The organism is Micromonospora sp. NPDC047730, assembly GCF_043204765.1.
Taxonomy (GTDB): Bacteria; Actinomycetota; Actinomycetes; order Mycobacteriales; family Micromonosporaceae; genus Micromonospora.
This window is the reverse complement of record NZ_JBIDCU010000030.1, coordinates 20,417-46,408: the sequence shown is the minus strand read 5'-3', so window position 1 is coordinate 46,408 and position 25,992 is coordinate 20,417. Positions and strand designations below refer to the sequence as shown.

The following is a 25,992-nucleotide window of genomic DNA, read 5'->3' as shown; positions in this document are numbered from 1 at the left end:
CCGGTCCGAGGATCCGGTCGTCGAACACCGCCCGGTTGCCCAGCCGTTTGTACTCGGTTTGGAACACATCGAGCGTGGCCGCCACGCACCACCACAGGTCGCCGCTGCTGCCGGGACGCACCTGCTCCGCAGCGGCCGAGTTGGCGACCCGCTGCCCGGACTCGAACATCGCGACGGCCGGCCCAGTTGCCGCAACGGCCGGCTCGCCAAGCTTGCCAGGCACCCCACCAAGCGACGACGCCGCCGCACCACCAGGCAACGACACGTCACCGCGTACCGCACCGGCCACGTCCGCGGAAGGGTCTGGCTCGACCGGCGGGGTCGACGTCGACGTGGTCCGCGCTGCCACGTCCACGTGGCGCGCGAGGGCCGACGGGTCGCGCGGGTTGTCGGTCCCGTTCGGTGTCGGCACGATGTACCAGATGTCGTCCGGTCCCGCGTCCTCGCCGGCCCGGGCCTTGGCCCAGGTGCCGAGCATCTGCATGCTGCCGGTGTGGATCTGGTTGCGGGCGGGTTCGTACCAGCGCAGTTGCCCGGTGGGCAGGACCACGCCGGCGGCGACCGTGGACCCGGCCACGGCCAGCACCCGGGTGCCCGGTGGCGGATCGGCCGGCAGGTCGCGGGTCGGCCGGCTCACGGTGAACCCGGGCCCGGGGGCCTCGTCCAGCAGGTCGGCCATCATCTCGGCACGCCGCTGCGGGGTGTACGCCAACCAGGCGGCGGCCACGTCGTCGGGGCGGCCGGTCTCCACCGACCCGGCCGGCGGGGTGCTGGTGGTTTCCGGCCAGGCTGTGGTGTCCAGGCCGTTGGCCAACCCCCGCAGGCCGGCGGCGTCGACCGGCGGAGTCGCCTGGGTGACCCACTGGTGGGCCAGGTACCCCTGGTGCCGGTTCAGGTTCTCCACCAGGGCGGCCACCGCCGTGGCGAAGTCGTGCCGCGACTCGATCTCCGCCTCGTGCAGGATCTCCAGCCGGGATTCCACATCGGGCCGGCCCCGGTGCGGGGCCAGATCGTCCTGGACGCGCTGCGGCAGCCGCCGCACGGCGTCGTCGAGGGTCTCCGGGCGGCCGGTGGCGTCCAGCCGCACCATCTCCCCGCCCGGGTAGGCGAGGTACGGCGGCTGTGCGGTGCTACCACCGTAGACCCGCAGTTCGACCGGGGTGTCCAGGCTCGCGGCGAGGTCCCGGGCGAGTTGTACCCGGTCCAGTTCGTGTACGGCGGTCTCGTCCGCCGGGGCGGTCGCGGCGTTGTCGGCCTGCCGGGTGGGGTCGGTGCTCAGCACCACGCGCGCCGGGGGCGTGCCACCGTGCTGCGCGCGTACCGAGCGGTCCAGCTCCTGGACGGCGGACCGGCCGTGGCCGGAGCGGGCGATGTCGGCCAGCGCGGCGTCGATGTCCATGACGGGGGTGCCGCGTGGGGTCGGTGGGACCGGCAAGGCCATCGCGTCGACCTGCTGTTGTGCGGCGTCCCGGGCGGCCTCGCGGGCCGTCCTGGCCTCGTCGAGCATCCGTACCGTGTTGGTGTGCGCCTGCGCGGAGATGTCGCGGGCTCGGAACTCCTCGCTCGCGGTCTCGACCTGCCGGCGCAGGTCCGGCAGCTCCGAGCGGACCCGGTCGAGGTTCTGTCCGGCGTCCCGGAGGTCGCTGGTGGCTTTCTCCAGCGCCGTCCGGGCCGTGTCCAGTTCCCGCTGCGCCTGGAGAAGTTCTGCCTGGGCGGCGGCCAGCCGTGGCTCGTCCTGGCTGGTGGCGAGGTCGTCGACCGTCTGCCGGGCCGCTGACTCCAACCCCTCTCGTCGCGTCACCTCCGTTTCGAGTCCCGGCATCGCACGGTTGAGGTCGCCGATGTTCTCCTCGAGCCGGGCGCGTTCGCCTTCGGCGGCGGTGACGGCGGTCCTGGCGGCGTCGAGCGACTCCTCTGCGGCGTCCCGGGCGCCCTGCGCGTCGCGTTCGTTCCGGCGCGCCTGGCCGAGGTCGTCGACGGTGCGCTGGAGTTCCTGGGTGGCCTGCTGGAGGCGCTCCCGCGTCACCTGCCGCACCCGGGCAGCCTCAGCGTCCGGAGCGTCCGGGGTCGGATCCGGATCCGGCGCGGTGGTGAACAGCCGATCGGCGAGGTGGCGCAGTGCCGGCCCACGGGTGCCGGTGGCGTTGGCACCGAGGTTGCGGATCGTCTCGGCCCACTGTTGCCGCTGCGGCGCGGAGAGGGTCTGACGCGCGTCGCGCACCAGCGTGGTGACGGCGGTGTCGGGAACGTTCAGGCCGGCGAGCGTGTCGGCGGTGAGGTGCAGGATCGCCGCGTCGACGGCGTCGACCGGACCGTCGAGGGTGGCGGCCAGGTTACCGAGGGCCGACACGGTGGCCGGGTCGGCCAGATCCGGCCGGGCCAGCAGGTTGGTCAGCATCTCCTGCCGCCCGGTCGGCGCCCCCGGGACCGGGGCAGGCACCGGGGCCGGGGTGGGTGGGGTGGGGCCGAGCAGGTATTGGTATCCGTCGTCGAGGTGGCCGTAGCGGGCCAGGGTGAGCAGCGCGTCCCGGGCGGCGAGGTCGACGTCGTGGGGCAGCCCCGCCCGGCGGATCTGAAGCTCGCTGTGCGCCCGATCGGAGAGCAGGTCCGCCCGGTGATCGTCGAGGAAGGTGCGGGAGTCGTCCAGTTTGCTGTCGAGCCACTGGTCGAGGGCGGCGGATGCCGGGGGCATCGGGTGGTGCACGACGTGGGCCGGCGGCAGTGGGGTGTCTGCCGACAGCCGGGTGTCCGGCGTCCCGGCCCAGGCGCCGGCCGGTGGGGGCAGCGCCGGGATCAGGTCGTCGAGAGTGGAGACGTTCCGCCACGCCTCGGCCAGGGCGGTCGCGGTCGTCCCGGACGCGGTCAGCCTGGCGGCGGCGTCCGGTGCCAGGTCGTCGAGCAGGTTGATGTTGTGGTACAGCATCCGCTCGTCGGCGGGGAGCGCGGCGCGTAGCGTCGCCACGTCGTCGCGGTCGGATGCCGCGGGCAGCCGGTCGACCAGGTCTTGCAGGGTTTCCGGCCAGTTCTGTTGGGGGTTGATGGTCCACGCGGCGGAGGCGATGGCCCGGAAGGTGTCCAGTGGTCCGACGGCCGGGTCGAGGATGTCGGCCACGGCCCGCAGGATGCCCGCGTCGGAGACGGCCTCCCGCTCCGGCCGGGGCTGGGTGACCCGGGGGTCGGCGTCGACGAGGTCGGCCAGCGCCCGCAGCCCGGCCGGCGCGGCCGGGTCGGTCGGCGCGGCCGGGTCGGTCGGCGCCACCGCGGCCACCGCGTCGGCGAGCACGCGGTGGCGGGCCGCCGCGTCGGCGGCGTCGAGGTAGTCGAAGGCGGCGGTCAGTTGTCCGGCACGAATCGCGTCCAGCAGGGCCTGGTGCCGGTCGAGGACCGGATCGCCGGGCGGCGCCGGGGCCGTCTCGGGCCGGGTCGAGTCGGGCTGGGCCGGCGGGGCCGGGGGTGGCGCCTGCTGGTCCTGCGCCAGCCGCGCCGCGGTCGGGTCGGCGCGCAGCGCCGCGAGGTTGTCTTCCGCGAACTGCCGGGACGCCGCCCAGTTGCCGTCGTACAGCAGCCAGCTCGTCAGCACGTCGGGCTCGACCAGGGTGACGGCCTGCGCCCCGGCAAGGACGTCCTGGAACTGCTGATCGTCGAGGGTCCGCTCGGCCGTCCCGAGGGCGAACGGGTCGTAGAGCCGGTACGTGCCATCGGCGTCGACACGCGCTGCGGCGGCACCCTGGGGGCGGGAGATCCACAGTCGGGTACCGGGGCGCAGCGTGTCCGGTGCCTGGGGTAGTGGCCCGGTGGTGGTCCATCCCGGGGGCAGGGCGGGGGCCAGCAGCCGCCGTGCCTGACCGGCCCGCGTCTGCGGGGTGTCGGTGTCGTGCCGGGTAGCGTGGCCCGCGAGGGGGTTCGCCGATCGGGCGGGCAGGCCCTCGGTGATCCACTCGCGGGCGCGGTCGTCGGCGTCGGCGCGTGCCTGCCGGATGTGCGTCTCCAGCTCCGGGCCCAGCTCCGCGGCGGCGTCCATCTGCACCGGGGTGCGCCCCAGCAGCTCGTGGTAGGTGGCCATCTGCCGCCGCAGGCGAATCCCGGCAGCGTCGGCCCGCAGCTTCAGGTCACGGTCCAGGTCGAAGATCACCTCGGGGGCCGTGATCGGGGCGAACGTGCCGTCCGGGCCCTCCCGCAGCTCGGTGATCCAGCCCTGCGGGTCGATCCGGTACCGGCTGGCCGCGCCCTGGTCGTCGGTGACGGTCAGGTCGAGGTGGGTCGCCAGCTCGAACGCCACCACCCGGGCCACCGTGCGCGGGTCCTGAGCGAGCAGTTCCACCTCCTCCGGCGGGGTGACCGACGCGGAGCCCGGCGGCAGCACCGCCTGCACCCGCTCGACGATCTCCGGGATCCGCTCGTTGAACTGCCGCACGTCGGCTGCGGACGGCGCGGCGCCGACCGCGAGTTTGCCGACCCGGTTCCTCCAGGTCTTCAACTCGGCGAGACCGGCGGTGGCCTGCTGCGTGGCGTTGAGCCGCTGGAGGTGACCCACCGCCCAGTCCAGGGTCAACTCGTACCGGCGGCGGGTCTGCTCGGCGGCGCTGGCGGTGAGCCGGAGCGGGCTGACCGGGTCGTAGTGGTTACCGATCTGGTCACGGATCAGCAGGGCCACGTGCTGGGGCGCCTGTTGGGGGTCGAAGGTGCCGGCGTCGATGACACGGCCGGCGACCGGGGCGGCGGCCATCGCCGCCGGGGTCGCCCGTTGCAGCAGACCCTCCAGGCCGATCGTGGGGGCGTCTGCCGCTGGTGCGGGCCAGGCGGCCGGGTTGTTCGCCTTCCAGTCGTACCGTTCGGAGAGCGCGCGCTGGAGCTCGTGTACCTCGCCGGCGAACATCTCGTAGAACCCGTCGCCGCTCATCCAACCCGTGCCGGGGGCGTCGTCGGCCTTGAACAGCGCCGGGTCGATCGGCGCCAGGCCGGCGTCGCGGTGGAAGGCGCTGTGCCAGTGCGGGACCGCGACGAAACGGGCCCGGGCGCGGATCCGGACCAGGTACGTCACCCCCTGCATCTTGAGGTGGTTCTCGAGCCGCTTGGTGTCGTCGAAGGTGGCGCTGTGGCTGGCCGGCGCGGTCCGGTTCGCGCCGGTGGTGATCTTGCCGGCGACCGTCTTGTCCTCCTGCACGCCGACGTTCGTCGTCCCGAACGGGGGCAAACCGTAGGACGCCTCCGCGTCGAGGTTGGGCCGCCACCGGTTGCGCGACTGGGTGGCCGCGGTGGTGAACGCGAACTTGGCGTACCGGCCGGTGCCGGTGGTGGTGAGCCTGCTGATGATCTCCAGCGAGTAGGGCTCGACGTACATCCGCATGGCGACCCGGTTGTTGGACGCGCCAGCGACGAACAGATGCGAGCCGAGCAGGTATCCGCCGTCGCCCAGCCCGTCGGAGAGGTGGTTGTCGACGTTGAGCCGGGACAGCAGGCCGTCGAGCGCCACGCTGCCCCGGTAGGCCGGGTCGTTGGCGTGCGAGCCGAGCACGTTGCCCATGAGGTGCCGGGCGGCCGGGTAGAGTTCGTCGATCAGGGCGTTGACGTAGGCGTCGCGGGGCAGCGACGGCAGCGCGCGCAGGTCCAGCTGCGGCGACCGGGGGACGGGGGTGGCCTCGGCCAGCCCCCGGGGCACCTTGAAGTCGATCCGCCCCTCGTAGTGACGGGTCAGCACCGGCTCCACCGGCGCGAGGGTGATCCAGTCGGCGAAACCGGCGGGCGCCTGGTGCAACGCCCAGTCCGCCGCGTCGTTCAGGGCCGTCATCACGTGGTTCACCAGGTAGCTCGGCTGCCAGCCGTGCATGTGCACCCGGCTGAACTTCAGGGTGAGGCCGATGAGGGACCTGGCCAGGTAATGCCCCGTCCAGTCGTAGACGGTCTGTTCCCGGACGACCTGCGCGGCGCCCTTGACGCTGCGCCCCCCGCCCGGCGCGAACGACAGCGACCCGGCGGTGGACACCGGGACGCCGTCGACCGAGAAGCCGAACTTGGCCGGCATGAGGTTCCAGCCCAGCGCCTGCCCGATGATACGAGCGGTCGCGCGGTAGGCGTGCCCGTAGTTCTCGATGCCGTAGTCGGCAACCCAGTCGGTGTACCAGGGACTGTCTCCCAGGGTGGCCGAGATTTCCAGCTTGAACATCCGGGCCGCCACCGGGTTGCGCTGGTCGACCAGGTAGAACGACACGCCGTTGTAGCGGTGCAGCATGTCGGCGAACACGATGTTGGCGCGTTGGCCGGCGAGCGTGGACTGGAGCGTTTCGAGGCCGCCGGGCAGCGCGCCGACCACCGACTCGTCGGGCGAGACCATCAGGACGCCCCAACTGGTCCCCGCCCCCGGCCAGTTGTCGTGGCTGGCGCCGAGCAGCCCGGGCCGGCCGGCGTCCACCAGCTCCCGGACGGCGTCCAGCACGGTCGTGGTGGGGCGTGGCCCGCCGTCGGCCGGTGCCGGCCCGGTGAACAGCGTCACCTCGTCGACGCCCGCGTGGCCCAGCGTCCGGTCACCGGTACGGGTCAGGTAGGGCGGCATGGTCAACGCGCTGAACGGGTTGACGTTCGGGTCCAGGGTGATCCCGAAGTCGGTGGTGAACCGCGCGCGGCGGCGCGGGTCGAGCACCGCGCCGCGCTGGGCCAGGTCCACGTGCCGGTCGGCGAGCGTGTGCGCCCACGTCTGGACCCGGTGCTGGATCAGGTACGTGCCGAGGTCGGGCAGACCGGCGGCGGTGCGGCTGGCGGCGCGGTCGGCCAGTTCGCCACGCCACCGGCTGAGCAGCCCCGCCACGGTGTTGCCGCTGAGCACCAACTCGCCGCGGGACCACCGGCCCATCGCGTCGAGCAGCTGCACATCGCTGATCGGCAGCTTTCCGGCCGCGTACTGCGCCAGGGCCTCCGCCTCGGGCAGGATGAACTGCATCATGCGGCCCCGCAGGTCGGCTCCGGGTGGCACGCTGACCCGGCTGACGACGAACCCGACCTGCTTGTGGATGCCGGCGCGGACGTTGATGTCGTATTCCGCCTCGAAGGCGTACCCCCGGCCGAAGGCCAGCTTGAGCATCTCCAGGCCGCCGACGCGCTTGGTCTCCGCCGACTCGTTCTCGCTGACCCGCACGCCCGCCGACTCGCCGAAGCTGAACTTCAGCGGACCGAAGTCGTGGCCGAGGCCGATGTTGGGCAGGTTGAACACCTTCGCAAACGACCGGTTGGCGACGTTGACGGTCTCGGCCAGGTACAGCTCGATCAGGCCGGTGACGTACTGGTCCGGGGTGGCTCCGACGAACCGCGCCCCCCGGATACGGGGCACCTTGACCGAGAGCGCCGCTCTGGTGGTCGCCACGAAGCCCGGCTCGACCAGGGTGGTCGCGCCGTACTGGCCGAGCACGGCCTCCTTGAACCGCGACTGGAAGGTGATGTGGTTGGTCAGACTGGCCACCGGCCCGGTCATCGGCTGGCCGGCCTGGGTCAGCTCCTGCGGCAACTGGTCCTGCGCCGCGGCGTGCAGGCCGTGCGCGTCGACGAAGTACACGATGCCCTGGTTGAGCACCGACGGTGCGGTGTCGCCGGGGGCCACCTCGCTGAAGGTGGCCGGGTCGGTGTTGAACTTCAGCAGCGCGGCGTGCACGTTGGCGCGGATCAGCTCCGGCGAGACGATCGGGGTGGCCCGGTCGCTGATCCGGACCACGAAGCCCAGGTCGTACGGCAGGTTGACGAACATCACCCGGCTGCTGGTCTCCTTCAGCTCCGGCCGGTTGACCACCCGGGTCACCCGCTCGGCGGCGCCGACGTTGCGGCTCACCGACCCGCCGAGGAGTCCGACGGACCGGAGCTCCTTGACGCTCGGCGGCATCGCGGTGTTCACCCCGGCCTCCGCCAACCAGCCCTGGTTGCCGCTCGCGCCCTGGCCGGCGATGCCGAGCGACATCCCGAGGGTGACCGTGCTCACCTCGTCGCTGAGCCGTTCGAAGTGCACCGAGTTGCCGTCCGCGTCGACGTCCGCGGAGATCCGGGGGATCGCGTAGACGGTCACCTCGGCGGTACGCATCACCCCGTTGCGCCAACTGTGCAGGGTGAGCGGCATTCCCGCTTTCGGGGCGGGCGCGTCCGGGTCGTCGACGAGCGTGGCGCCGTCCTGGCCGAGCGGGTCGAAGTGCGACTCCAGGCCGTCGCCGCTCACCATCTTGATGAACAGGTCCAGGTTGTCGATCGCGGCGTCGGTGTCGCGGTGGACGACCTCGTCGTAGGCGTCCCGCACCCCGTCGACCATCCGACCCAGCAGCGGCCGTTCCTCCAGGGGCGTACCGGGATCCGGGGTCGCCGGCCGGCTCTGCTTCCCGTGCGCCCACGGCCGGTCCGGGTCCGCCGGGAGGAACCCCTCACCGGCCAGCACCCGCATGAGACCGGCCCGGAGCTGCCGCACCGCCGGCTTGTCGATCCTCGGCAGAGACTGACCCAGCAGGCCCCGCCCCTCGAGGACGTGCCGGGGCAGCACGTTACCGCCGGTGTCCTCCGGGTGCACACCGGTGTTGCGCAGCCGCTGCCGCCACTGGTCGTGCGGCACCGACCGGGGTCCTCCGCCTGCCGGCACCACCGCCAGGTCACCGTCCGCAAGACCGGGCATGGGATCGGGGGCGAAGGCGTCCGCGTCGACGCTGAACCCGTGGTCGAAAGCGTCCGGCTCGGACATCCGGAGCACCGCCGACCCGCTCACCACCGGCGTCGGATGCGGCCACTCACGCGGCCGGCGGGAGGTGATTACCTCGGCGTGCCACTCGAACGGCACCTCATGGCCGACCGTCTGACCGGTGTACCGGCCGACCACGACGTTCAGCGACGCCACCGTGACGCCACCACCGTCGTTGCTGGTCCAGCTCATTCCCCCACGGGCGGAGAGACCGAGCTTGGCGTTCTCCTTGTACACCTGTGGATCGTCGAGACGCCTGGCCAAGGGCAGGTCTACCGCGCCACCGAGGGACAGCCCGGCGGACTGCTGGAGGGTGAACTCGCCGCCCTGCCCCACGATGCCGGTACGCACCTGCTCGATGTGGGCCTTGTCGCTGCTGGCGCCCACCCGCGTGGAGCCGCCGCCGAGGCCCACCTGCACGGAGCCGCCGAGACGACGGCCGTAGACCCGGATGCTGGCAGCCGCGTGCCCGTCGTCGTGCAACGTGAACGCGTAGCCCCGGGTCAGCGCGCCGGCGTCGCCGTCCGTCTCCGGCGTCCGCCGGTTGTTCACCGCCTCGTCGAAGTGGGTCTCCAGGTTCCACAGCTTGCGCTGCAACTCGTTGCGCATCGGACTTTCGATGGACATGTCGAAGCCGTCGGCGCGCAGCCGGTCGATGACGAGGTCGTACAGCTCGTTCAGGCCGGTGATGTTGCTGGCGGAGAAGAGCTCCGGGACCCGCGTCAGGTTGTCCCGCATGTGCTCGGGCAGGTCGGCGACCACCTGCTCGCCGGCGTTCTCCAGCAGGTGATCGGGGATCGCCACCACCAGCCGGGCCGGTTCCTGCCCGTCCGGCGGCTCCGGCACCTCCACCGCCTGCCACGGCTGTTCGTCGCCGCGCGCCTCGATCAACCACCCCGGCTTGTACGAGTAGAACGTCGAATTCGCGCGGGTGTCGGACACCCGACCCTTCTCCGCGTCGATCAGGTAGGCGGACTTCTGGTCCACCTTGTTGAGGGTGGCGTTGAAGCGGGGCCCCCAGTGGGTCGTCGGGCCGAGCGGCACGTCGACGTTGAAGTCACCCCGCAACCGCACCGCCCGCGTCGGGGTCCCGTCCGACTGGCTGTGCGCACCGGTCTGGAAAACACCCTGGGTGAACTGGTTGGCGTGGAAACGGCCGTTCTCACTCGTCAGGCCCTCGGTGTCGTCCAGCGACGGCCCGGACGCCTCCGTGTCGAACGAACCCGCCGGGTTCGACACCAACTGCGGGTCCTCCGGCCGCAGGCGGGCCCGCACCTCCATGCCACCCAGCGTGAACACGTACCCGTCTTCGGAGACCACCTGCGGGTAGTTGTTGAGCAGCCGCTCATGCAACTGTTCCCATTCGTTGTCCCCCACGGTGACGCCCCGCCGGGTCGCCTCCGCGCGCAGCCCCTGCTCGATGCGGTCCAGGTCCGGCAACGCCGCCTTGGGATCGCCCAGTGCGAGCGCCCGCCGGTCCGGGTTGGCCGGCCGCGCCGGGGCCTGCGCAGACGACCCGTCGGGATCGGGTGCGGCCGGTCCGGCGCTGGCCTCGTTGCCGAAGACCCGCACATCCCGGTCGGCCTCCGGCACACCGGACAGCAGCCGGGCGGCCGCGTCGGCCACCTCGCGCGGGATGGGACCACCCCGGGACTGGACAACCACGGCCACCCCGGTCGCGGGGGCCGCCAGGGCATCGGGGGACAGCGTGTCCGGGCTGGTGCCGTTCTGCGCGAACAGGACGACCCCCCGGTGCTCCCGGACCGTCCAACCCCGGTACACCTCGAACCCACCGGCGGCAGCCGGTCGCAGGCCCAGCGGCCCCGGCTGCCGAGGCGGTGCCGGACGCAGCGGCACCCGCCAGGCGTGCGCGGCGGCCGGGAAGGTCTCCTGACCCCGGGCATCGACCGGGATCAGCTCGTCGACACCGGCCGGCTGCCGGCCCACCACGGAGACCGGCAACACCACCTCCAGCCGCCCGCCGAACCGCTCCCGCAACAGCTCCGCCACCCGGGCAGCGGCCAACGCACCGGACGGCGTACCCGGTGTGCTGGTGGCCGGTGGCGCGACGAACACCTGGAGCGGGCCGGAACCCGGCGGAAGCCCCCGACGGACGGCCTCCACGACGGCGACCGGGTCGCCGACCGACTCGTCCACCACCAGCCGGGGCCGGTCCGGGCTGGCCAGGTCGGACCAGTGCAGGGTCGTGGCACCGGCCGGCGGCCGTGGACCGGTGTGGGCGAGCACCCCACCCGGGACGTGGCTCAGCTGGACCCCGGCCGGCAGGCCGGACACCTCCGACGGGACGAGAGTACGTCGGTCCAGCCCCATCCCGGAGGTGATGAGGTGCGTCGGTGGCGCGGCCGGCATGCCCCCGAAGATCCGACCGACCCGGTCGCGTACCCGCTCGGGCAGCGGGGTCGCCCGCCAGCCCAGGAACACCGCCGGCTCGGCCAGCCAGCCACCGGTGTCCGGCAGCAACCGCCGCGCCCCGTCCAATTCGGACTCCGGCCCGATCCACAGATGGCTACCGCCGTCCCACACCACCCAACCGTCACCGAGCCCGTACACGCCGGGCGACTGCTCGATCAGCCCGTATGGGGCGGGCCGGCGCGGTGCACCGGCGCTCTCGGGCAGGAACAGATACCGCTCCGGCCGCCCACTGAAGAACGTCACCTCGCCGTTGGCGTCCAACGGGACGACCTGCGGGCTGGGCACCGGCCGGTCCCGCAACGCCGACCGGGGCACCGACAGCATGGCCGAGGACTGCCCCAGCGCCTGCGCGGTGACCTCCAGCGCCTGGGCCACGCTGACCGGCTGGTCCTGCGGCCAGTGCAGGACAGCCATGGTGGCGTCCTGCGCCCGCAACCCGGCCAGCGCGGCACCGAGACGGTCCGGGTCGAGCACCGAGGAGTGCAGCAGGACGGCCGGGCCGGGACCGGTCGGAGCCAACACCCGCGAGCTGATCGGGCCGGGCACGGTGCCACCGTCGTGCAGCAGCACACCGCCCACCGCGCGCTGGAGCCGCAGGTTCTCCGGCAGCCCCTCGGCCATCACGACCAGCGGCGCGTCCGCGGACGCGGCCGGCCGGACGACCTGCTGCTGACTGTCCTCGGCAACCGGTACCGGCGGTTGCGGGGTCAGCGCGAGCTGCTGCGGGGGTACGGCCGACGGCTCGACCGCCGCAGGGGTTTCCGGCACCAACGCGTCGAAGTGGACGCCCGGCCGATCCGGGTCGGCGGCCACGGGGGCCAGACTGACCGGGGTGCCCCCGGCCGGGCCGTACCCGCCCACCGGCTGCACCCCGTCCGGGGCGACCTGGGAAATCTGCATCCCAGCACCGGTCGCGTGCGCCAGCAACGGCGCCAGGAACTGGCCAGCCGGGCTGTCCGACAGGTTCGCCCAGTCGTGCACGGCAGCCTTCACCGCGGCCAGTTCCCCGGGGTCGAGCTGGCGATCGGGGTCGGTCAACAGCTCGAACAGGTGACGGCCGGCGTCCGCCGGATTCGCCCACATCTCGTCGAGACGTGCCCGCGCGGTGTCCGGGTCCAGGAGACCGGCGTCCACGAGTTCACCGACGCGCCGCCGCGCCTGGTCGGGGCTCAACGCCGCCACGTCCCGCTCGTATTGCGGCCGGAAGGCGAGCCGCTGCGCGGTCACGTCCGCCGGCAACCGGCCCGCGTTCTCCTCCAGATAGCCCGACACGTGGTCCCGCAACAACTCGGTGACCCGACCAAGCTCGGACCCCTGCGGCGCCCCGGTACGAACCGATTCGGCAACAGCGGCCCGCACCCCGGCCGCATCGGACAGGAACTCCCGCAGGTCCGCCGGCAGCCGCGCGTCCAGCGCGGTGCGGACCAGGGCCGGTTCGGAGACGATCAGCGCCGACAACAGGTCGAGACCGTCGCGGGGCACGCCGATCCGGACCAGGGCGGGCGGCTGCTGGTCGACCGGATGGTCGGATGGCTGCCTGGGGGAGTCGGCCGGGTCGGTGGAAGTGGTGTCTGCCCGCATCGCCTGGGACGGACCGCGTGGCGTGCTGGTGGAGGCGAGCAGGATGGCACTGGTGTCGACGCCGGTCGTGGTGATCGGCCGCGGGTGGCCGGCGGTCTGGCCGGGCAGCAGGTCGGTGATGGTGGTGGGTCGCCCGGTGCTGTCGAACGCGGCGATTCGGGTGCTCGATGCGAACAGGTGTCCCAGCCACGGGTCGCGCCTCGGGTCGGGCGGTTCGGGTCGGTTCTCGGCTTCGGGCATCAGGCCGTCGCGCACCTTGATGGTCGGTGGTCCGGCTGGTTGTGGTTGGCTGTAGAGGGCGAAGACGTGTTGTTGCTCGTTCGGTGGCGCGATCCTGACCACGACCATCGACCCCGGCACCGCCCTGAGCGCGGCGAGTACGTCCTCTCCTGCGACTCCGTCGGGGTGGGCGACGCGTTCGGACGTCGCGTCGAGGATGTCCAGGAGTTGCGGCCAGCTCGTGGTGGGTGCGAGTCGGCCGTCGGGTCCGAGGATTCGGTCGTCGGATACTGCCCGGTTGCCGAGCCGTTTGTATTGGGCTCTGAAGGCGTCGAGGGTGGCCTGCACGCACCACCACCACGGGTCGCGGCTGCTGCCGGGGCCCACCGGTGTCTGATCGACCCAGTCGGCGACCCGCTGCGCGGACTCGGCCACCGCGGCGGCCGGCCCGGTCGCCGGGACCGCCGGCTCCGTTGCCGTGCTGGCCGGCTCGGCGCGTCCGACCGGGTCACCACCGGCCGAGTCGTCCAACGAGGACACGCTACTGAACGAATCCCTGTCGCCGAAATCGCGCTTGACCGGGTCGCCGTTGATCAACCCGTCCCGCGAAGAGGCGTCACCGAACGGGTCCGTGTCCCAGAATTCGCGCTTGGCCGCTTCACCATTGTCCGACTCGTCGAGCGCCGTCATGGTGTCGTTGAAGCTGCTGTCGCCGCTGAACACGTCGTCGCTGACGACGGACAGGCCACTGTCCGACGCCGCGTCGCTGGTGTTGTGGTGGTTCGGCGTGCCGTCGGTGCCAGGGGCAGCGCCACCTGGCACCGTACTGCGGGCACCGGCCGCATCCGGCGTGCCCGGAGTGCCCGGCGCACCCGGCACGCTGGGCACAGCGGGCACCCCCGGCGCACCTGGCACGCTGGGCACAGCAGGCACCCCAGACGTGCCCGGCACGCTCGGCACAGCAGGCACCCCAGACGTGCCCGGCACGCTCGACACAGCCGGCACCCCTGGCGCACCCGGCACGCTGGGCACAGCCGGCACCCCAGACGTGCCCGGCGCGCTGGGGGTGGCCGGCGTGGCGCTGCCGGCGGCCTGGGCGAGTACCTGGTGGTATCCGTTGACCCAGTCCTGCTGGAAGCCGGCGAGGGTGCCGTGGCTGGCCGGATCGACGCCGTACTTTTCGGCCAACGCGGTGAGCAGGGTTTTTGCCAGGCTGTTCGCTGCTGCGACGTGCTGCTCTGGGGTCACCGGCACCGCCGGCACGTCGGTGCGCCGGTTTGCCGGGGTGTCCGTGGTGGATGGGGTGGTGTCCGGTCCGGTGGTGTCGGGGATGGCCGCGGCCGTGAAGCGGGCGGGCAGGTCGGTGACCACCTGTCGGACCGCGTCCGCCACGGCGTTGACCTGCGCGGCAGCCGGACTGGCCGCCGGAGCCGACGGCACGGTGGGCGGCACGGTGAGTGGTGCGGTGGGTAGTGGGGTGGTGCCGAGGATCTCGTCGAGCCTCCGGTCCAGGTAGGCCCGCACGTCACCCGCGACCACGGCGCGCGCGGCGTCCGACGGCACCGCCGCCGCCCCGGCGGCCCCCGGCACGTGAGCGGCCCCCGGCACGTGAGGGACCCCTGGCAGGACCACGCCGCCTGGCAGGGTGGCGGGCGTCGGTGTGCCGGCGGTGAGGTACTGGTCGATGTGGTGCTTGGCGGCCAGATGCGCGGCCGCGCGCAACGCCTGCCAATCGAACGCCGCCGGCAGCGCGGCGACAACCTGCTCCGGGCGTACCGCCGTCGGGATCTGCCCGCCCGTCGGGATCTGCCGCGCGAGGGCTTCGGCGACGCGGGCGACGGCCTCTTCCCGGACACCGAACAGGTACTGCTCGGTGAGAGCGGTGGCGGGTAGGCCGATCTGGGACAGGAAGGCGGGGACCGTCGGGTCGTTCTGCCGGGCGTCGGCCCACTCGGTGAACACCTGCTCGACCGGCACGGGAAGCGCGGCCAGGAACTGCCGTGCCTGCCCGGTGCCGGCCAGCAGCCCACCGTAGTGGTCCACCAGTTCCCGCTGGAACCGATGCCACTGCTCCACCACCGGCGCACCAGCTGCCGCGACCCACTCCGGCGCCGGTACCACCGACGCAGCCGGCACCGACCACGACGGCACGGACAGGTCCGGTGCCGACAGCGCCGGTGCCGGCACCGGCGGGACGGGCATCGGGGCCTGCCCGCCGGTGCCCGCACCCGCCGGATCGTCGACCTCCGGCTGATACGTGGACGGGTCCGGAGTGACCGGGATGGGCGGCGGCACCGGCGCGACCGGCTTGCCGTCCGCGGTGAAGCCGGTGCCATCGGGCATAGTCCACCGGGGCCGGGTCGGGTTGAACCCCAAACCGACAGCCACGCGACGCGCAGCGGCCCCGGCCCCGGCCGCGGCCAACTCACCCGCCCCCGACAACGCCCCGGAAATCGCGGCCATACCAAGACCACTGGGGTCGTAGGTCCCGTCGACCATGTAGCTGGCGACGATGTCGCCGACCACCTCCAGGCCGACCTCCGATACCGGCACCATCAACAGACGGGTCAACAGGTCACGCGTGGCGTCCGACACCCCGAGCTTCGCCAGACCACCACCCACGACCCCGGCGAACCGGCCCATCGCCGGCCCGGCCGCCGTGGTGACACCCGCCACCGCCAACCCGTACAACGCCTGCTTACCGACCTGCGCCCAGTCGACCCCCGGCATCAGACCATCAGCCACCATGGTGATCTGCGCCAACAACGACGACCCCGGCATGAACAACATCTGGATCGCCGTGCTACTCGCCGCCGCCCGCACCATCGACGACCGCAGGATCGTCTGGATGATCGTCCGGGTCTTCACGATGTGCGCCGCCGCCTGTACCGGCAGGAAGAACGCCAACGCGAACGCGACCGCCAACTCCGTCATCATGAATATGAACATGACGAGCGCCTGACGATCCGTGAGCTCCATCTGACCGAGGAAGCCCCGCATCGCCTTGGCCACATCGACCTTCAGATCGGCAACCTGGCCCAGCAACTCCACGAACGGAGCGGTCTGCGCCACGAACCGGTCGAAGGCCTCACCCTCCCCCGCGGCCCGAACCGCCTTGATCACCTGGATCAACTCCGGAACCAAGACGGTCCGCACCCGATCCGCCAACACCTCCAACGCGTTCAGGTCATACGCCAACAACGGCAACTTCGACCGGTGCAACCGCATCCCGGTGAAATTTTCCAGGGCCCGCTTCGACGACTCACTGAGCCCCACGGAAGGAACGGCGGCCTCACCCATCGCCAACGCCCCCTCCCGCCCCCGATCAGGGGCACTCAGTGCACATCACTCGGCGGCGCAGGCCGCCGCCCCAACCCACGACCAACCCGTCCCCGCGGATCAACCCCGCGCGCCACCGCTCATGTCCGGAACCAGATCGTGGACGGTGGCCTCGGTGTTCTCCCCGACACGGCGATAGAGGTCCACCTTGTCGCCCTGGAATCCGGAGGCCTCAATCAGCTTGACGTACGCCGCGAGCACGATGCCCCCGAGCAATTGCTGCGCGGCCTCGCGGGCCTGCAGGCTCAGCTCGTCGTCTGCGGGAACGCCAGCCGCCCACCGGCACTCGGCGATCTCGAGGATCGGGTCCACCGTGCCGGCGAACAGGTGCTCCTTGAACAGGCGCAGCAACGGCACCCGCTGGGCCACGGCGTCCCCGTTGAACTCGTACCGTCGCTCACTCATGACGCCGCCGGCCCGGGCCGCCGGTCGGCACTGCCGGAAACCATGCTGGCGATGCCCTCGACAAGCTCCTCGATGCTCCCGGCCGACTGCGCGGCGTCGTCGAGCTCGGAGAGGTGACGCGTCAGCTCGGCGGCACCGGCCATCGTCTTACGCTGGGCCTTCTCGCGAGCGGTACGCGCCGTCGTCACGATCAGGTCGGCCAGCTCGGGTGGCGCGAGTCGCCGGTAGGCGTCCCCGTTGAAGGTGATCCGGGTCAGCTCGCCGTGACCACCCACGGTCACCGACAACAGCTTCTTCTTGTCCTCCACGGTGGTCTGCGCCCGAGCCACGCGCCGGCGTACCCGGTCGGCCGCCTCCTCGACGTCCTTCAGGGCCGCACGCATCTCGGCCAACAGTTCCTCGTCGCCCAACATGCTCATCCCGATTACCTCCTCTGCTATCCCACGGCTGACATGCGGCACCGGGTTCACATCGGCGCAACAGTGTTCAACGGCCCCGGTACCGGCGGCGTTCGTCCTGGCTGCCGGGGCGCTCGTCGACCGGCATGCCGAACTCGTCGTCCTCGACCCGGGTGTCCCGACCGCGCCGGCCGATCACCGCGGGCGCACAGTCGGGGTCGGTACCCCAGACCTTCTCGTCCTCCTTCAGCCAGGTGCTGCGCTGGCGGTCACGGTCCTGCCCTTGCTGGGGTGCGCCACCCATGCCCGGCATCATCGGAGGCATGAACGGCATCCCACCGCCCGGCATACCGCCCCCGCCGGGCTGCGGGAGACCAGGACCGGCACCCGGACCTGCATTCAGGTTGGTCCCGACCGGGCCTCCGACGGGCACCCCCAGCTTGTCCGGGTTCAGCGCCCCGGGCGAGCCGGATACACCCGGCACCGCCGACAGACCCCCGGTGCCGACCTGCACCCCGGGAACGTGCGGGAAGCTGGCCGAACCGGGTCTCGTGACGTCGCCGAATGCCGGAGGGGTGGTGATGCTCCCGGTCGTACCCGGCTTCGGCGACACGTTCTTGCCGTCGACCGTGGTCGGGAACTGATTCCGGTCCACCGGCGCCGTCGGCCCGGTGTCGGGCCACGGCAACCTGCCCACGTCCAGGCCCGGTACGGACCCACCCCCGCCGGAACTCCCCGACGGGTTGGGCGGCAGCCCGAGTTTCGCCCGCTCTTCCGGCGACAGAGGGACATCGTCCAGCAGCCCGCCGCGTTGCAGCGCGTCGAGCTGATCCGGACCGAGCTGACCGAGCTTCGTCGCACCCCCCGGCGACAGACCGTTCTTCCGCAGGTAGTCAGCCTGCTCAGCCGTGAGCGGCACATCGTCCAGCAGCCCGGCCCCGTCCAGTTGCCGCAACTGGGACGGCGTCAGGTCACCCAACGACTGCGGCCCGTCCAGGCCGAGCTTCGCCCGCTGGTCGCTGGTGAGGGGGGTCTCGTCCAGCAGCCCGCCGCGCGCCAACGCGTCGAGCTGATCCGGACTGAGCTGACCGAGCTTCGTCGCACCCCCCGGCGACAGACCGTTCTTCCGCAGGTAGTCAGCCTGCTCAGCCGTGAGCGGCACATCGTCCAGCAGCCCGGCCTTGTCCAGTTGCCGCAACTGGGACGGCGTCAGGTCACCCAACGACTGCGGCCCGGACGGACTGCGGTTGAGCCCGAGGTTCTTGGTCGGCAGGGAACTGCCCCCACCACCGCCGGTGAACGGGTTCTGCGCGCCACCGCCGACAGACGGTACGACCGGCTCGGGGATCGGAACGGGGGGAAGAAGACTGTTCGCGCCCCCACCACCAGACGGGTTGCCCGCACCGCCTTCGGTGAACGGATTGTCCAAGCTGCCGTTGGCGAACGGATTACCCGCGCCACCGCCGAACGCGGCACCCACGGCGCCATTGTTGGCAAACGGATTACCCGCGCCACCGCCGAACGCGGCACCCACGGCGCCATTGTTGGCAAACGGATTACCTGCACCACCAGCCTCGGACGGTTTTTCTGACTTGGACATCAGACTGGCGGGAAAGAGGTTGCTCGCGCCACCGCCAGACGGATTCTCCGCGCCACCGCCGGTGAAAGCGGCACCCAGAGCGCCATTGGCGAACGGATTACCCGCGCCACCACCGGCGCCCGAATTGGGCATCAGGCTGGTGGGGAAGAGAGCGCCCGCGCCGGCCCCGTTGGTAAACGGATTATCCAAGCCACCGCCGTTGGCGAACGGGTTCCCCATGCTGCCGCCGTTGGGGAACTGGTTGCCAAAGTTCGCTCCCACGTTCGCGAACGGATTGCCCACATTCGCGAACGGATTGCCCATGTTCGCGAATGGATTACCCATGTTCGCGAACGGGTTACCCATGTTCGCGAACGGATTGCCCATGTTCGCGAAGGGGTCACCCCAGTTGGCGAAGGGGTTACCCATGTTCCCGAACGGGTTGTTGGGGAATGCGCCGTTGGGCATCCCCACGTCGTTGGGCATCGGATTCGGTGGCACCGGCTTCGGGTCGGTGATGCTCATCGGGTTGCGTGCCTCGGCGAACACCGCCACCAGGTTCTTCGCCGCGAGCACCGCCGGCTCGAAGGTCTCGAGGGCCTTGTCGGCCCACATCTGGCGCAGATGCTGGTCCAGCTTGTTCCACTCGGGGACGCTGAAGGCGTCGAACGGGTGGTACTTCACCCACGCGGGCGGCGTCCACGTGACGACACCCGCGTCCGATCCACCGAGCTTGGTTCCACGGTATTCCGATCCTTCTTGGTCCCCGGTGTCGGCGTACTGCTGGCCCAGGTCCCAGGCATTCGACTGGCCATCGTGCAGGTCGCCGTACTCGAGCGTGCTTTCGTTGAACATCGTGGCGATGAGCCGGTACGGGTGCTGCCAGACGCCGGCCGGGTGGATCGAGGTCCACTTCTCGAAGGTGTCGCGCACCGCGTCGACGAAGTCCCTCATGGCCTGCTCGACCTGGGCCAGCGAGGTGTCCCACTGCTTGAACTGGGGCATGATGTCGGCGAGGTACTTGTTCGCCTCTTGCACCCGGTGCCGCCAGGCCGATTCGGCGGAGCCCTTGAAGTCGGGGCTCTTGGCGTTCACCGACTTGACCTGATCGGTCAGCTCGCTCGAGATCCCCAGCGCGTGGGTGGTCAGGTTGCCCAGGATCTCGCGGACGGACCCGATCGAGTCCGCGTCGAACGTGGAGTTCGGGCCGGCCACCTTGGGCAGGTCGCTGATCATCCGTTCCCACGCGTTGCCGAGCGAGACGACGTCGTTGCCCTCGGGGTTGGTCGAGTTCCCCGGGTCGGTGGTGTTGCGCTCCTGCCCCTGGGTTTTGTCCTTGCTGGTCACGCCCACCCACACCGTCAACCGGGTGATGTGCTTTGTCGCCCCGTCCTGTTTCCAGCGGTAGAAGGTGACCGCGTCCTTGTTGTACTCCGGCATCCACCCGCCGGGGGTGAGTTTCTTGAGCGTGCTCGTCTGGTTGATCAGCCAGTAGCCGGGCCCCTTGATGGTCCGCGGACGGTACTTGTCGTTGATGGAAGCCTTGTCCCCGCCCTCTCCACCGCCGAGCACCAGCCCCAGAATGCTCGCCAGGGCATCCTCGAACGTCGCGGTGTTCGTCATGACTAACTCCCGGTTTTGGGCATGAAGTACTCGAACTGCTCGGCGCTCAGCGTGCTCGCCTGCTCAATGGCGTCGGAGTCGGCCAGCAGGAACTTGATGCCGAGCTCCAGGTTGTTGATCTCGCTTCGCGCGCCCTTGAAGCGCGCGGCCATTCCCCCCCGGACGACGTCGATCGCCCCCGTGAGATCCTCCGCCTCGGTGAAGCCCTTCCCGCCGAGGCGCAGCTTGAGCGGCTTCGTGATGTCGACCGTCGAATCCGGCAGGGAGCCGTACGGGTAGACCTTGCCGTACATCAGATCGATCTCGTCGACCTGCTTGGTGTAGATGCCGTGCAGCTTCCGCAGGTAGCTCTCGTTGATGACGATGTTCTTCATCGTGTCTTCCTCTCGATGGAGACGGGCCAGCGGGACTCGGCTGTCCTCACCCGACGAAAGCCGGGGTCCGGGCGAGTCCGTGGACAGCGGTGAGCCAGACGCACTGGTCCACCCGGCGGTGCGGTGGACCAGTGCGTCTGACCCGGTATCGGCTCGGCAGGATTGCCGTCCCGACCCCGTGCGGCGTCAGGTCCGGCTGGGTGCTGCCCTCAGGTAGGTGATCCGTCGCGTCGGTTCCGGTGGACCGGCATCACATGCACTGGTCCAGGACACCGGCGCCAGCGGTCTCCTAACTGAAGATGGCCGCGCCCCGGTTGTCGCCGACAACGTAGTTCTGGACGATTTCCACAAGGCGCGCCTGCCCCATTGCCAGGGCAGCTCGCATTTCCTGCTGACCCAGATTCCACAGCTGCTGAGCGTCCTTGTAGGCTTCGGGCGCCTGGCCGTTGTTGGCTGCGGCGAACCGCGTCACATGGGCCTGGAGGTTTTCCAGCGACGCGTCGAGCTCGCGGGTCTCCCTGGTCATGGTGTCGGCGACCGCATGTACCGCAGCGGGATTGATGTTGTAGTTGGCCATCCTCGGCCTCCTTAACGTTCGTCGGTCCGGGTTCTGTCGGCCCGGGTTTCGCCGGTGGGACGCTCGGCGGTCAGGCTGCCGCCCAGCCGCCGGCCCGCATGGCGTTGTCGTCTTCGGTCGTGGTGGTCAGTTGCGAGTACTGCTCCATGTTCCGGTTGAGCAGGTTCAGGCCCTGCTGGACCTTCTGGAAGCCGGCCAGCCAGTTGTTGATGGCCTGCTGGAACTTCGGCGCGGCCCCGTCGCTCGCCCACGAGGCGGCCAGCGCCTGGCTCGCGGCCACGACGTTCGAGTGGCTGTTCCTGGCCTCGGTCTGGGCCTGAACGAACGCCATGACCATGCCGTGGATGGTCGCCTGATCGGCGACGATCCCGTTGTTGGGGGTTGTCATGACTCTCCTTGTTTGTCATCCGGCGCTGTCGCCGGAAGGTGTGTGATGTGGGCGCGTCTGCCGCGTCCGCCCGGTGGGCCGGGCCGCGGCAGCGGATCGGTCGGATACCCCGCGGCCTCACCTCCCTTCCGGCCGGACCAGTGCCGGCCCGGGAGGCAGCATGGCGACCAGCGCGGTGGGCATGACCACCGCCTGGTTGAGGGAGTAGCCCAGGGTGGCGACGTCGCCGCCCATGATCGGGTAGGCGATCCCCCGCTCGTTGACCAGCAGGCCCTGCTGCCGCCACCGGTCGGTCTCGGCGGTGGCCGGGGGCATCAGCAGCGCTCCCCCGCCCGACGGCACCCGCACCGTCACGGCGGTCTTCCCGCCGCTGCCGCCGGTCGGCATTCCGGTTCCGCTGGCCAGGACGATTGTGGGTTTCTCGTCGGCCTGGCCCGCGTACTCCACGCAGACCACGGCGTCCTCGGGCATGGACGGTGGCACTGGCGGGGTGGCCGGCAGCGTGGTCAGCGGGCGCACCGGACTGCGCTGACCGGCGGCGACCAGATCGGCCGCGGTGATGGCGGTCTCCCTGGCCCCGCCCGGCGTGGCCCGCTGCAACCGGTACTCGGTCTCGGTCAGCGGGGCCAGCCCGTCGGTGGTCATCAGGTAGTGGTTGACCGTGCCGTTGCCCATGTCCACGCCGAACATCTGGCCGATCGACGTCGGCCGGCCGGCCACCCTCGGCCCGGCGCCGCCGGCCCGAGCCACCTTCGGCGGGCCGACCGTGCCGCCCAGCGGGATCGACTCCAGCCAGGCGGTCGCCACCGGCACGGGAGCGAGCAGCCCCAGCCCCAGCACGTCGGCCATCCACGGCTGGGGAAGGAGCAGCCGTCGCCCGCCCCACAGCAGGTAGGTTTTGCCGCCTGCGGTGACCGGCAGCGCATGCCCGTCGCCGAGCGGATCGGGGGCCGCCGGCACGTCGACGTCCAGGACGATCCGGCCGGTGTCCCGGCTACAGGCTCGCCACACGCCCTGGTTGACCCGGTTGGCCGCCGGCAGCACCTGCGGCCCGGTCGGGGTACCCACCGGCGGGCCCTGGGGCACCTTGGCGAGCTTGGACGAGGAGACGGTGACCGGGGTGAGTCGACCGCCGGCCAGCAGGGTGGCCGTCGCCACGTCGTTGACCAGGCGCAGTTGGCCGTCGACCAGCACGTAGCGCGCCCCGGTCGAGGCGTCCACCACCAGCATCCGCGGCTGCTGCCAACTGGTCGAGCCCGATCCCGGCATCAGCGCCCAGATCGCGACCCCGGCCAGCACCAGGATCCCGAGCACGAGACCGGCGAGCGTGCCGGTGCGGTCCCGGCGGGTCGGAGACTCGGCGGTCTCCGGCTCGGCCCGCACCAGCGCACCGGTCACCCGGGTCATCATGTACCGCTGGGCGTCCACCTGGTCACGACGCGACGACATGTCAACCCACCCGCGCCCGGATCACGTCGATCAGGCCGGTGATGACCACGACGGTCGGCCCGAGGGCGGCCACCATCGCGGTGTGCGCCAGGTCGCCCATCCGGCCCCAGATCGGGTTGAACCGCCGGCCGACCGGGATCCTCGCGGCCACCCCGCACGCCACCGCCAGGAGCAGGCAGCAGCCGATGGCCAGTTGGGCGGCGAGCGGACTCCGGTCCGTGGGCGCGGTCAGGCACCAGGTCGCCATGGCGACCAACGCCGGACCGGCCAGCGCCACCCGGTGCCAGATGCTCGTCATCGGGCGGGTGACCAGGATCTGGGCGACGGCGGCCAGCCAGGCGGCCAGCGGTGCGGCCCAGCCGGGCGCCGTCGCCAGCCACACCATCGCGGCTCCGGAGACCAGTCCGAGGGCCGCGTACAGGGCGGTCATGAACTGGTCGGCGGCGGCGGCCCGGGTGAGCACCCCGGCGGCCGGTTCCGGGTCGATGTCCTTCTGCAGGTCCGCCGGTTCGACGGGCATCTCCGGCAGGGCGAACCCGGCGAGCTTGAAGGCCGCCGACGGTACCGCCGGGCGCAGCGCCGTGGTGGCGACGACCGTGATCGCGGCGATCGTGGTCCAGTCCAACGTGGCCCTGGTGTGCAGTGCGAACGCGGCGACGACCAGCAGCCAGGCCACCAGCAGGCCGACGGTGACCTGCCGCCAGCCGGTGCGCGGGAAGACGAACGCGGCCACCAGCAACGCGGCGAAGGTGCCGGCGGTGGCACCCAAGAAGATCAACCGGGGTACGGAGGCACCGGCGACCGCCTCCAGCGCGGCGACCACCGTACCGACCACACAGGCGGCCCCCAGGACGCCGGCCGTGGCCCGGTCGGCCAGCTTGCGTACCACCGCGAAGCCCGCGACGAAGCACATCCCCGCCATCGCCGCGAGCAGCAGCGGATTCCGGGACTCGGCCGGCCACATCCGCGCGGCGGCCAGCCAGGCGGCCAGCCAGGCGGCCAACAGCAGCAGGGCGGTGACCCGCGTGGTCTGCGGACGCCACAGCCCGGACCGCTTGCGGATGCCGGCCGAGACGCCGTCGACCAGGTCGTCGTAGGCCAGCGGCGGGATCTGGTCGGTACGCGGGCGTACGTGCACGACCTCGCCGTCGAGCAGGTCGAGATCGCCTACGGTGCGCGACTCGTCGAAGGCCGGTCCACCCAGCCGCTGCACGATCCAGCCGCTGTGCTCCAGCCCACGATCGGCGAGGTCCGGTCCCAGCGCGCTCAGCAGGGCCGGCATCATGTCGGCCAACGGGATGTGGGTGGGCAGACTCACGTCGACCTGACTGGTCGGTCCGACGACCAGCAGTCGGCAGAGTTCCCCGCGCTCGGCGCTCATATCCCGAACACGCCTGCACTGTCGCTGTGGTTCACGACTTTTTAATCCTCCCGCGGGTGGGTTCGCGCGGTGGTCGCGCGAGCTGTAGACCCTGTCCGCCAAGACCCGGTCGGGTCGGGTGCGGGGTCGGCCACCGGCGGACCGGGGAACCCGGATACGGGCCGGGACCCGGGCGAACCGCGACTGTCGCCACGCTGCCCGCCGGTCGTCGGCATCGCCAGGGGCCGGGAGGCCGGACCACTCGCGCAAGGGCTGCGCGCGGCCGGGGTCATCATCTGCGTGGCGACGGTGATGGTAGCCGTGTTCGCGCTCTTCGCCACGCTGCCTGTGTGGCCGCTCTGCCATCAAGGGCGAACCCACCCGAACCCGCCACCGGATCTCGTAGATGAGCTGCCGTTTACTGCACTTCGGCGGCCGACCTCGCTTCTTGTTCCTCGACAGCAGGGGCGCAGACGGCGCCCACCAAGCGTCGGTCAGGTCGTGCCGCCCCGTACCGGCATGGTGGTCCGGTTTCAGGTTCTGGTTGGTCGCTGACCCACGGCCGCGTCCAGTTGCCGCAACTGGACGCGGCCGGCGCCAGGTCACGCACCGTCTGGAGAAGGGACCCGCTTCTCGTAGGTCACAATGGCGCTGGCCGGAGTTACCGCTCGATCCGTCCGAGTGGGGCCATCGGCATTTGGACCCTCTGGGCCCTGCCGTACAGCAGGCCGTCCCCTGCAGCCCAGCTGCCGGCCTGCACGGCGTTGTCGTCTTCGGTCGTGGTGGTCAGTCGCGCGTATTGCTCCATGTTCAGGTTGAGCATGTTCAGGCCCTGCTGGACCTTCTGGAAGCCGGCCAGCCACTGCTGGACGGCCTCAAGGAACCGAGGCATGGCCACGTCGCTCTGCCACGAGTTTTGCAGCGCTATGCCTGCGGCTTGGACATTCGCGCTGCTGTTCTTGGCCTCGGTCTGGGCCTGGGCGAACGCCATGACCATGCCGTGGATGGTCGCCTCATCGGCGACGATCGGGAGTGTGATGCCTCGCGCGTCGTACCCGTACTGATTCTCTGCCATGACTCTCCTTGTTCGTCATCCGGCGCGCGTCGCCGGAAGGCGGGTGATGTGAGCGCTCAGGCCGAATGTCTTCCGCTGGGCCGGCAGCGGAAGACGTCCATCTGACGGTCACTCTTTGTAAAGCACCCGCGACAGACCGGGGAGAGGCTGTTGCCAGGCCCAACTGCCGGCCTGCATGGCGTTGTCGTCTTCGGTCGTCGTGGTCAGTCGCGAGTACTGCTGCATGCTCTGGTTGAGCATGTTCAGGCCCTGCTGGACCTTCTGGAAGCCGGCCACCCAGTTGCCGATGGCCTCCAGGAACTTCGGCGCGGCCAGGTCACTCGACCACGAGGCGGTCAGCGCCTGGCTCGCGGCCACGACGTTCGAGTGGCTGTTCCTGGCCTCGGTCTGGGCCTGAGCGAACGCCATGACCATGCCGTGGATGGTCGCCTCGTCGGCCATCAGGCCGAACTCGCCGCCCACGACCCCTCTGTTGGGGGTTGCCATAATGACTC

Annotated in this window: 10 protein-coding genes and 1 pseudogene; all 11 read right to left on the bottom strand. The window is 71.3% G+C overall.

Features of this window, described 5'->3' with window-relative positions:
• A pseudogene (locus ACGF5G_RS34055) lies at positions 1 to 16,129 on the bottom strand (hypothetical protein); the annotation flags it as partial.
• 201 nt (positions 16,130 to 16,330) lie between these two features.
• The gene (locus ACGF5G_RS34050; protein WP_393270736.1) at positions 16,331 to 16,675 is read right to left on the bottom strand and encodes a hypothetical protein; all 345 of its coding nucleotides are present in this window, start codon (positions 16,673 to 16,675) and stop codon (positions 16,331 to 16,333) included.
• Complete coding sequence (locus ACGF5G_RS34045) at positions 16,672 to 17,094, bottom strand: YbaB/EbfC family nucleoid-associated protein (RefSeq protein ID WP_393270734.1); 423 nt, start codon at positions 17,092 to 17,094, stop codon at positions 16,672 to 16,674. The genes ACGF5G_RS34050 and ACGF5G_RS34045 overlap by 4 nt, the downstream gene beginning before the upstream one ends.
• Positions 17,095 to 17,161: 67 nt before the next feature.
• Positions 17,162 to 20,275: a hypothetical protein gene (locus ACGF5G_RS34040; protein ID WP_393270732.1), complete on the bottom strand. Its 3,114-nt coding sequence runs from the start codon at positions 20,273 to 20,275 to the stop codon at positions 17,162 to 17,164.
• Between the two features lie 2 nt (positions 20,276 to 20,277).
• Positions 20,278 to 20,649 (bottom strand): hypothetical protein, encoded by a 372-nt coding sequence (locus tag ACGF5G_RS34035; protein WP_350711309.1) that lies wholly within the window; start codon positions 20,647 to 20,649, stop codon positions 20,278 to 20,280.
• 289 nt (positions 20,650 to 20,938) lie between these two features.
• A complete protein-coding gene (locus ACGF5G_RS34030; RefSeq protein WP_393270729.1) occupies positions 20,939 to 21,226 on the bottom strand; it encodes a WXG100 family type VII secretion target in 288 nt (95 codons plus the stop codon).
• Between the two features lie 70 nt (positions 21,227 to 21,296).
• On the bottom strand, positions 21,297 to 21,614 hold the full coding sequence (locus ACGF5G_RS34025) for a hypothetical protein (protein ID WP_393270726.1): 318 nt from the start codon (positions 21,612 to 21,614) through the stop codon (positions 21,297 to 21,299).
• Between the two features lie 117 nt (positions 21,615 to 21,731).
• Positions 21,732 to 23,063 carry a type VII secretion protein EccB gene (gene eccB, locus ACGF5G_RS34020; RefSeq protein ID WP_393270723.1) on the bottom strand — a complete coding sequence of 444 codons (1,332 nt, stop codon included), beginning with the start codon at positions 23,061 to 23,063 and terminating at the stop codon, positions 21,732 to 21,734.
• Position 23,064: 1 nt separating this feature from the next.
• A complete protein-coding gene (eccD, locus tag ACGF5G_RS34015; RefSeq protein ID WP_393270720.1) occupies positions 23,065 to 24,444 on the bottom strand; it encodes a type VII secretion integral membrane protein EccD in 1,380 nt (459 codons plus the stop codon).
• Positions 24,445 to 25,084: 640 nt separating this feature from the next.
• Positions 25,085 to 25,498 carry a hypothetical protein gene (locus ACGF5G_RS34010; RefSeq protein ID WP_393270718.1) on the bottom strand — a complete coding sequence of 138 codons (414 nt, stop codon included), beginning with the start codon at positions 25,496 to 25,498 and terminating at the stop codon, positions 25,085 to 25,087.
• Between the two features lie 108 nt (positions 25,499 to 25,606).
• Positions 25,607 to 25,984, bottom strand: coding sequence for a WXG100 family type VII secretion target (locus tag ACGF5G_RS34005; RefSeq protein ID WP_393270715.1), 378 nt, complete (start codon positions 25,982 to 25,984; stop codon positions 25,607 to 25,609).
• Positions 25,985 to 25,992 lie beyond the last annotated feature (8 nt).

Bases quoted from the DNA above. Each gene is read 5' to 3' on its own strand.
- eccB (WP_393270723.1), bottom strand. From the start codon at position 23,063: ATGTCGTCGCGTCGTGACCAGGTGGACGCCCAGCGGTACATGATGACC.
- ACGF5G_RS34045 (WP_393270734.1), bottom strand. From the start codon at position 17,094: ATGAGCATGTTGGGCGACGAGGAACTGTTGGCCGAGATGCGTGCGGCC.
- ACGF5G_RS34010 (WP_393270718.1), bottom strand. From the start codon at position 25,498: ATGGCAGAGAATCAGTACGGGTACGACGCGCGAGGCATCACACTCCCG.
- ACGF5G_RS34035 (WP_350711309.1), bottom strand. From the start codon at position 20,649: ATGAAGAACATCGTCATCAACGAGAGCTACCTGCGGAAGCTGCACGGC.
- ACGF5G_RS34030 (WP_393270729.1), bottom strand. From the start codon at position 21,226: ATGGCCAACTACAACATCAATCCCGCTGCGGTACATGCGGTCGCCGAC.
- ACGF5G_RS34005 (WP_393270715.1), bottom strand. From the start codon at position 25,984: ATGGCAACCCCCAACAGAGGGGTCGTGGGCGGCGAGTTCGGCCTGATG.
- eccD (WP_393270720.1), bottom strand. From the start codon at position 24,444: ATGAGCGCCGAGCGCGGGGAACTCTGCCGACTGCTGGTCGTCGGACCG.
- ACGF5G_RS34025 (WP_393270726.1), bottom strand. From the start codon at position 21,614: ATGACAACCCCCAACAACGGGATCGTCGCCGATCAGGCGACCATCCAC.
- ACGF5G_RS34040 (WP_393270732.1), bottom strand. From the start codon at position 20,275: ATGACGAACACCGCGACGTTCGAGGATGCCCTGGCGAGCATTCTGGGG.
- ACGF5G_RS34050 (WP_393270736.1), bottom strand. From the start codon at position 16,675: ATGAGTGAGCGACGGTACGAGTTCAACGGGGACGCCGTGGCCCAGCGG.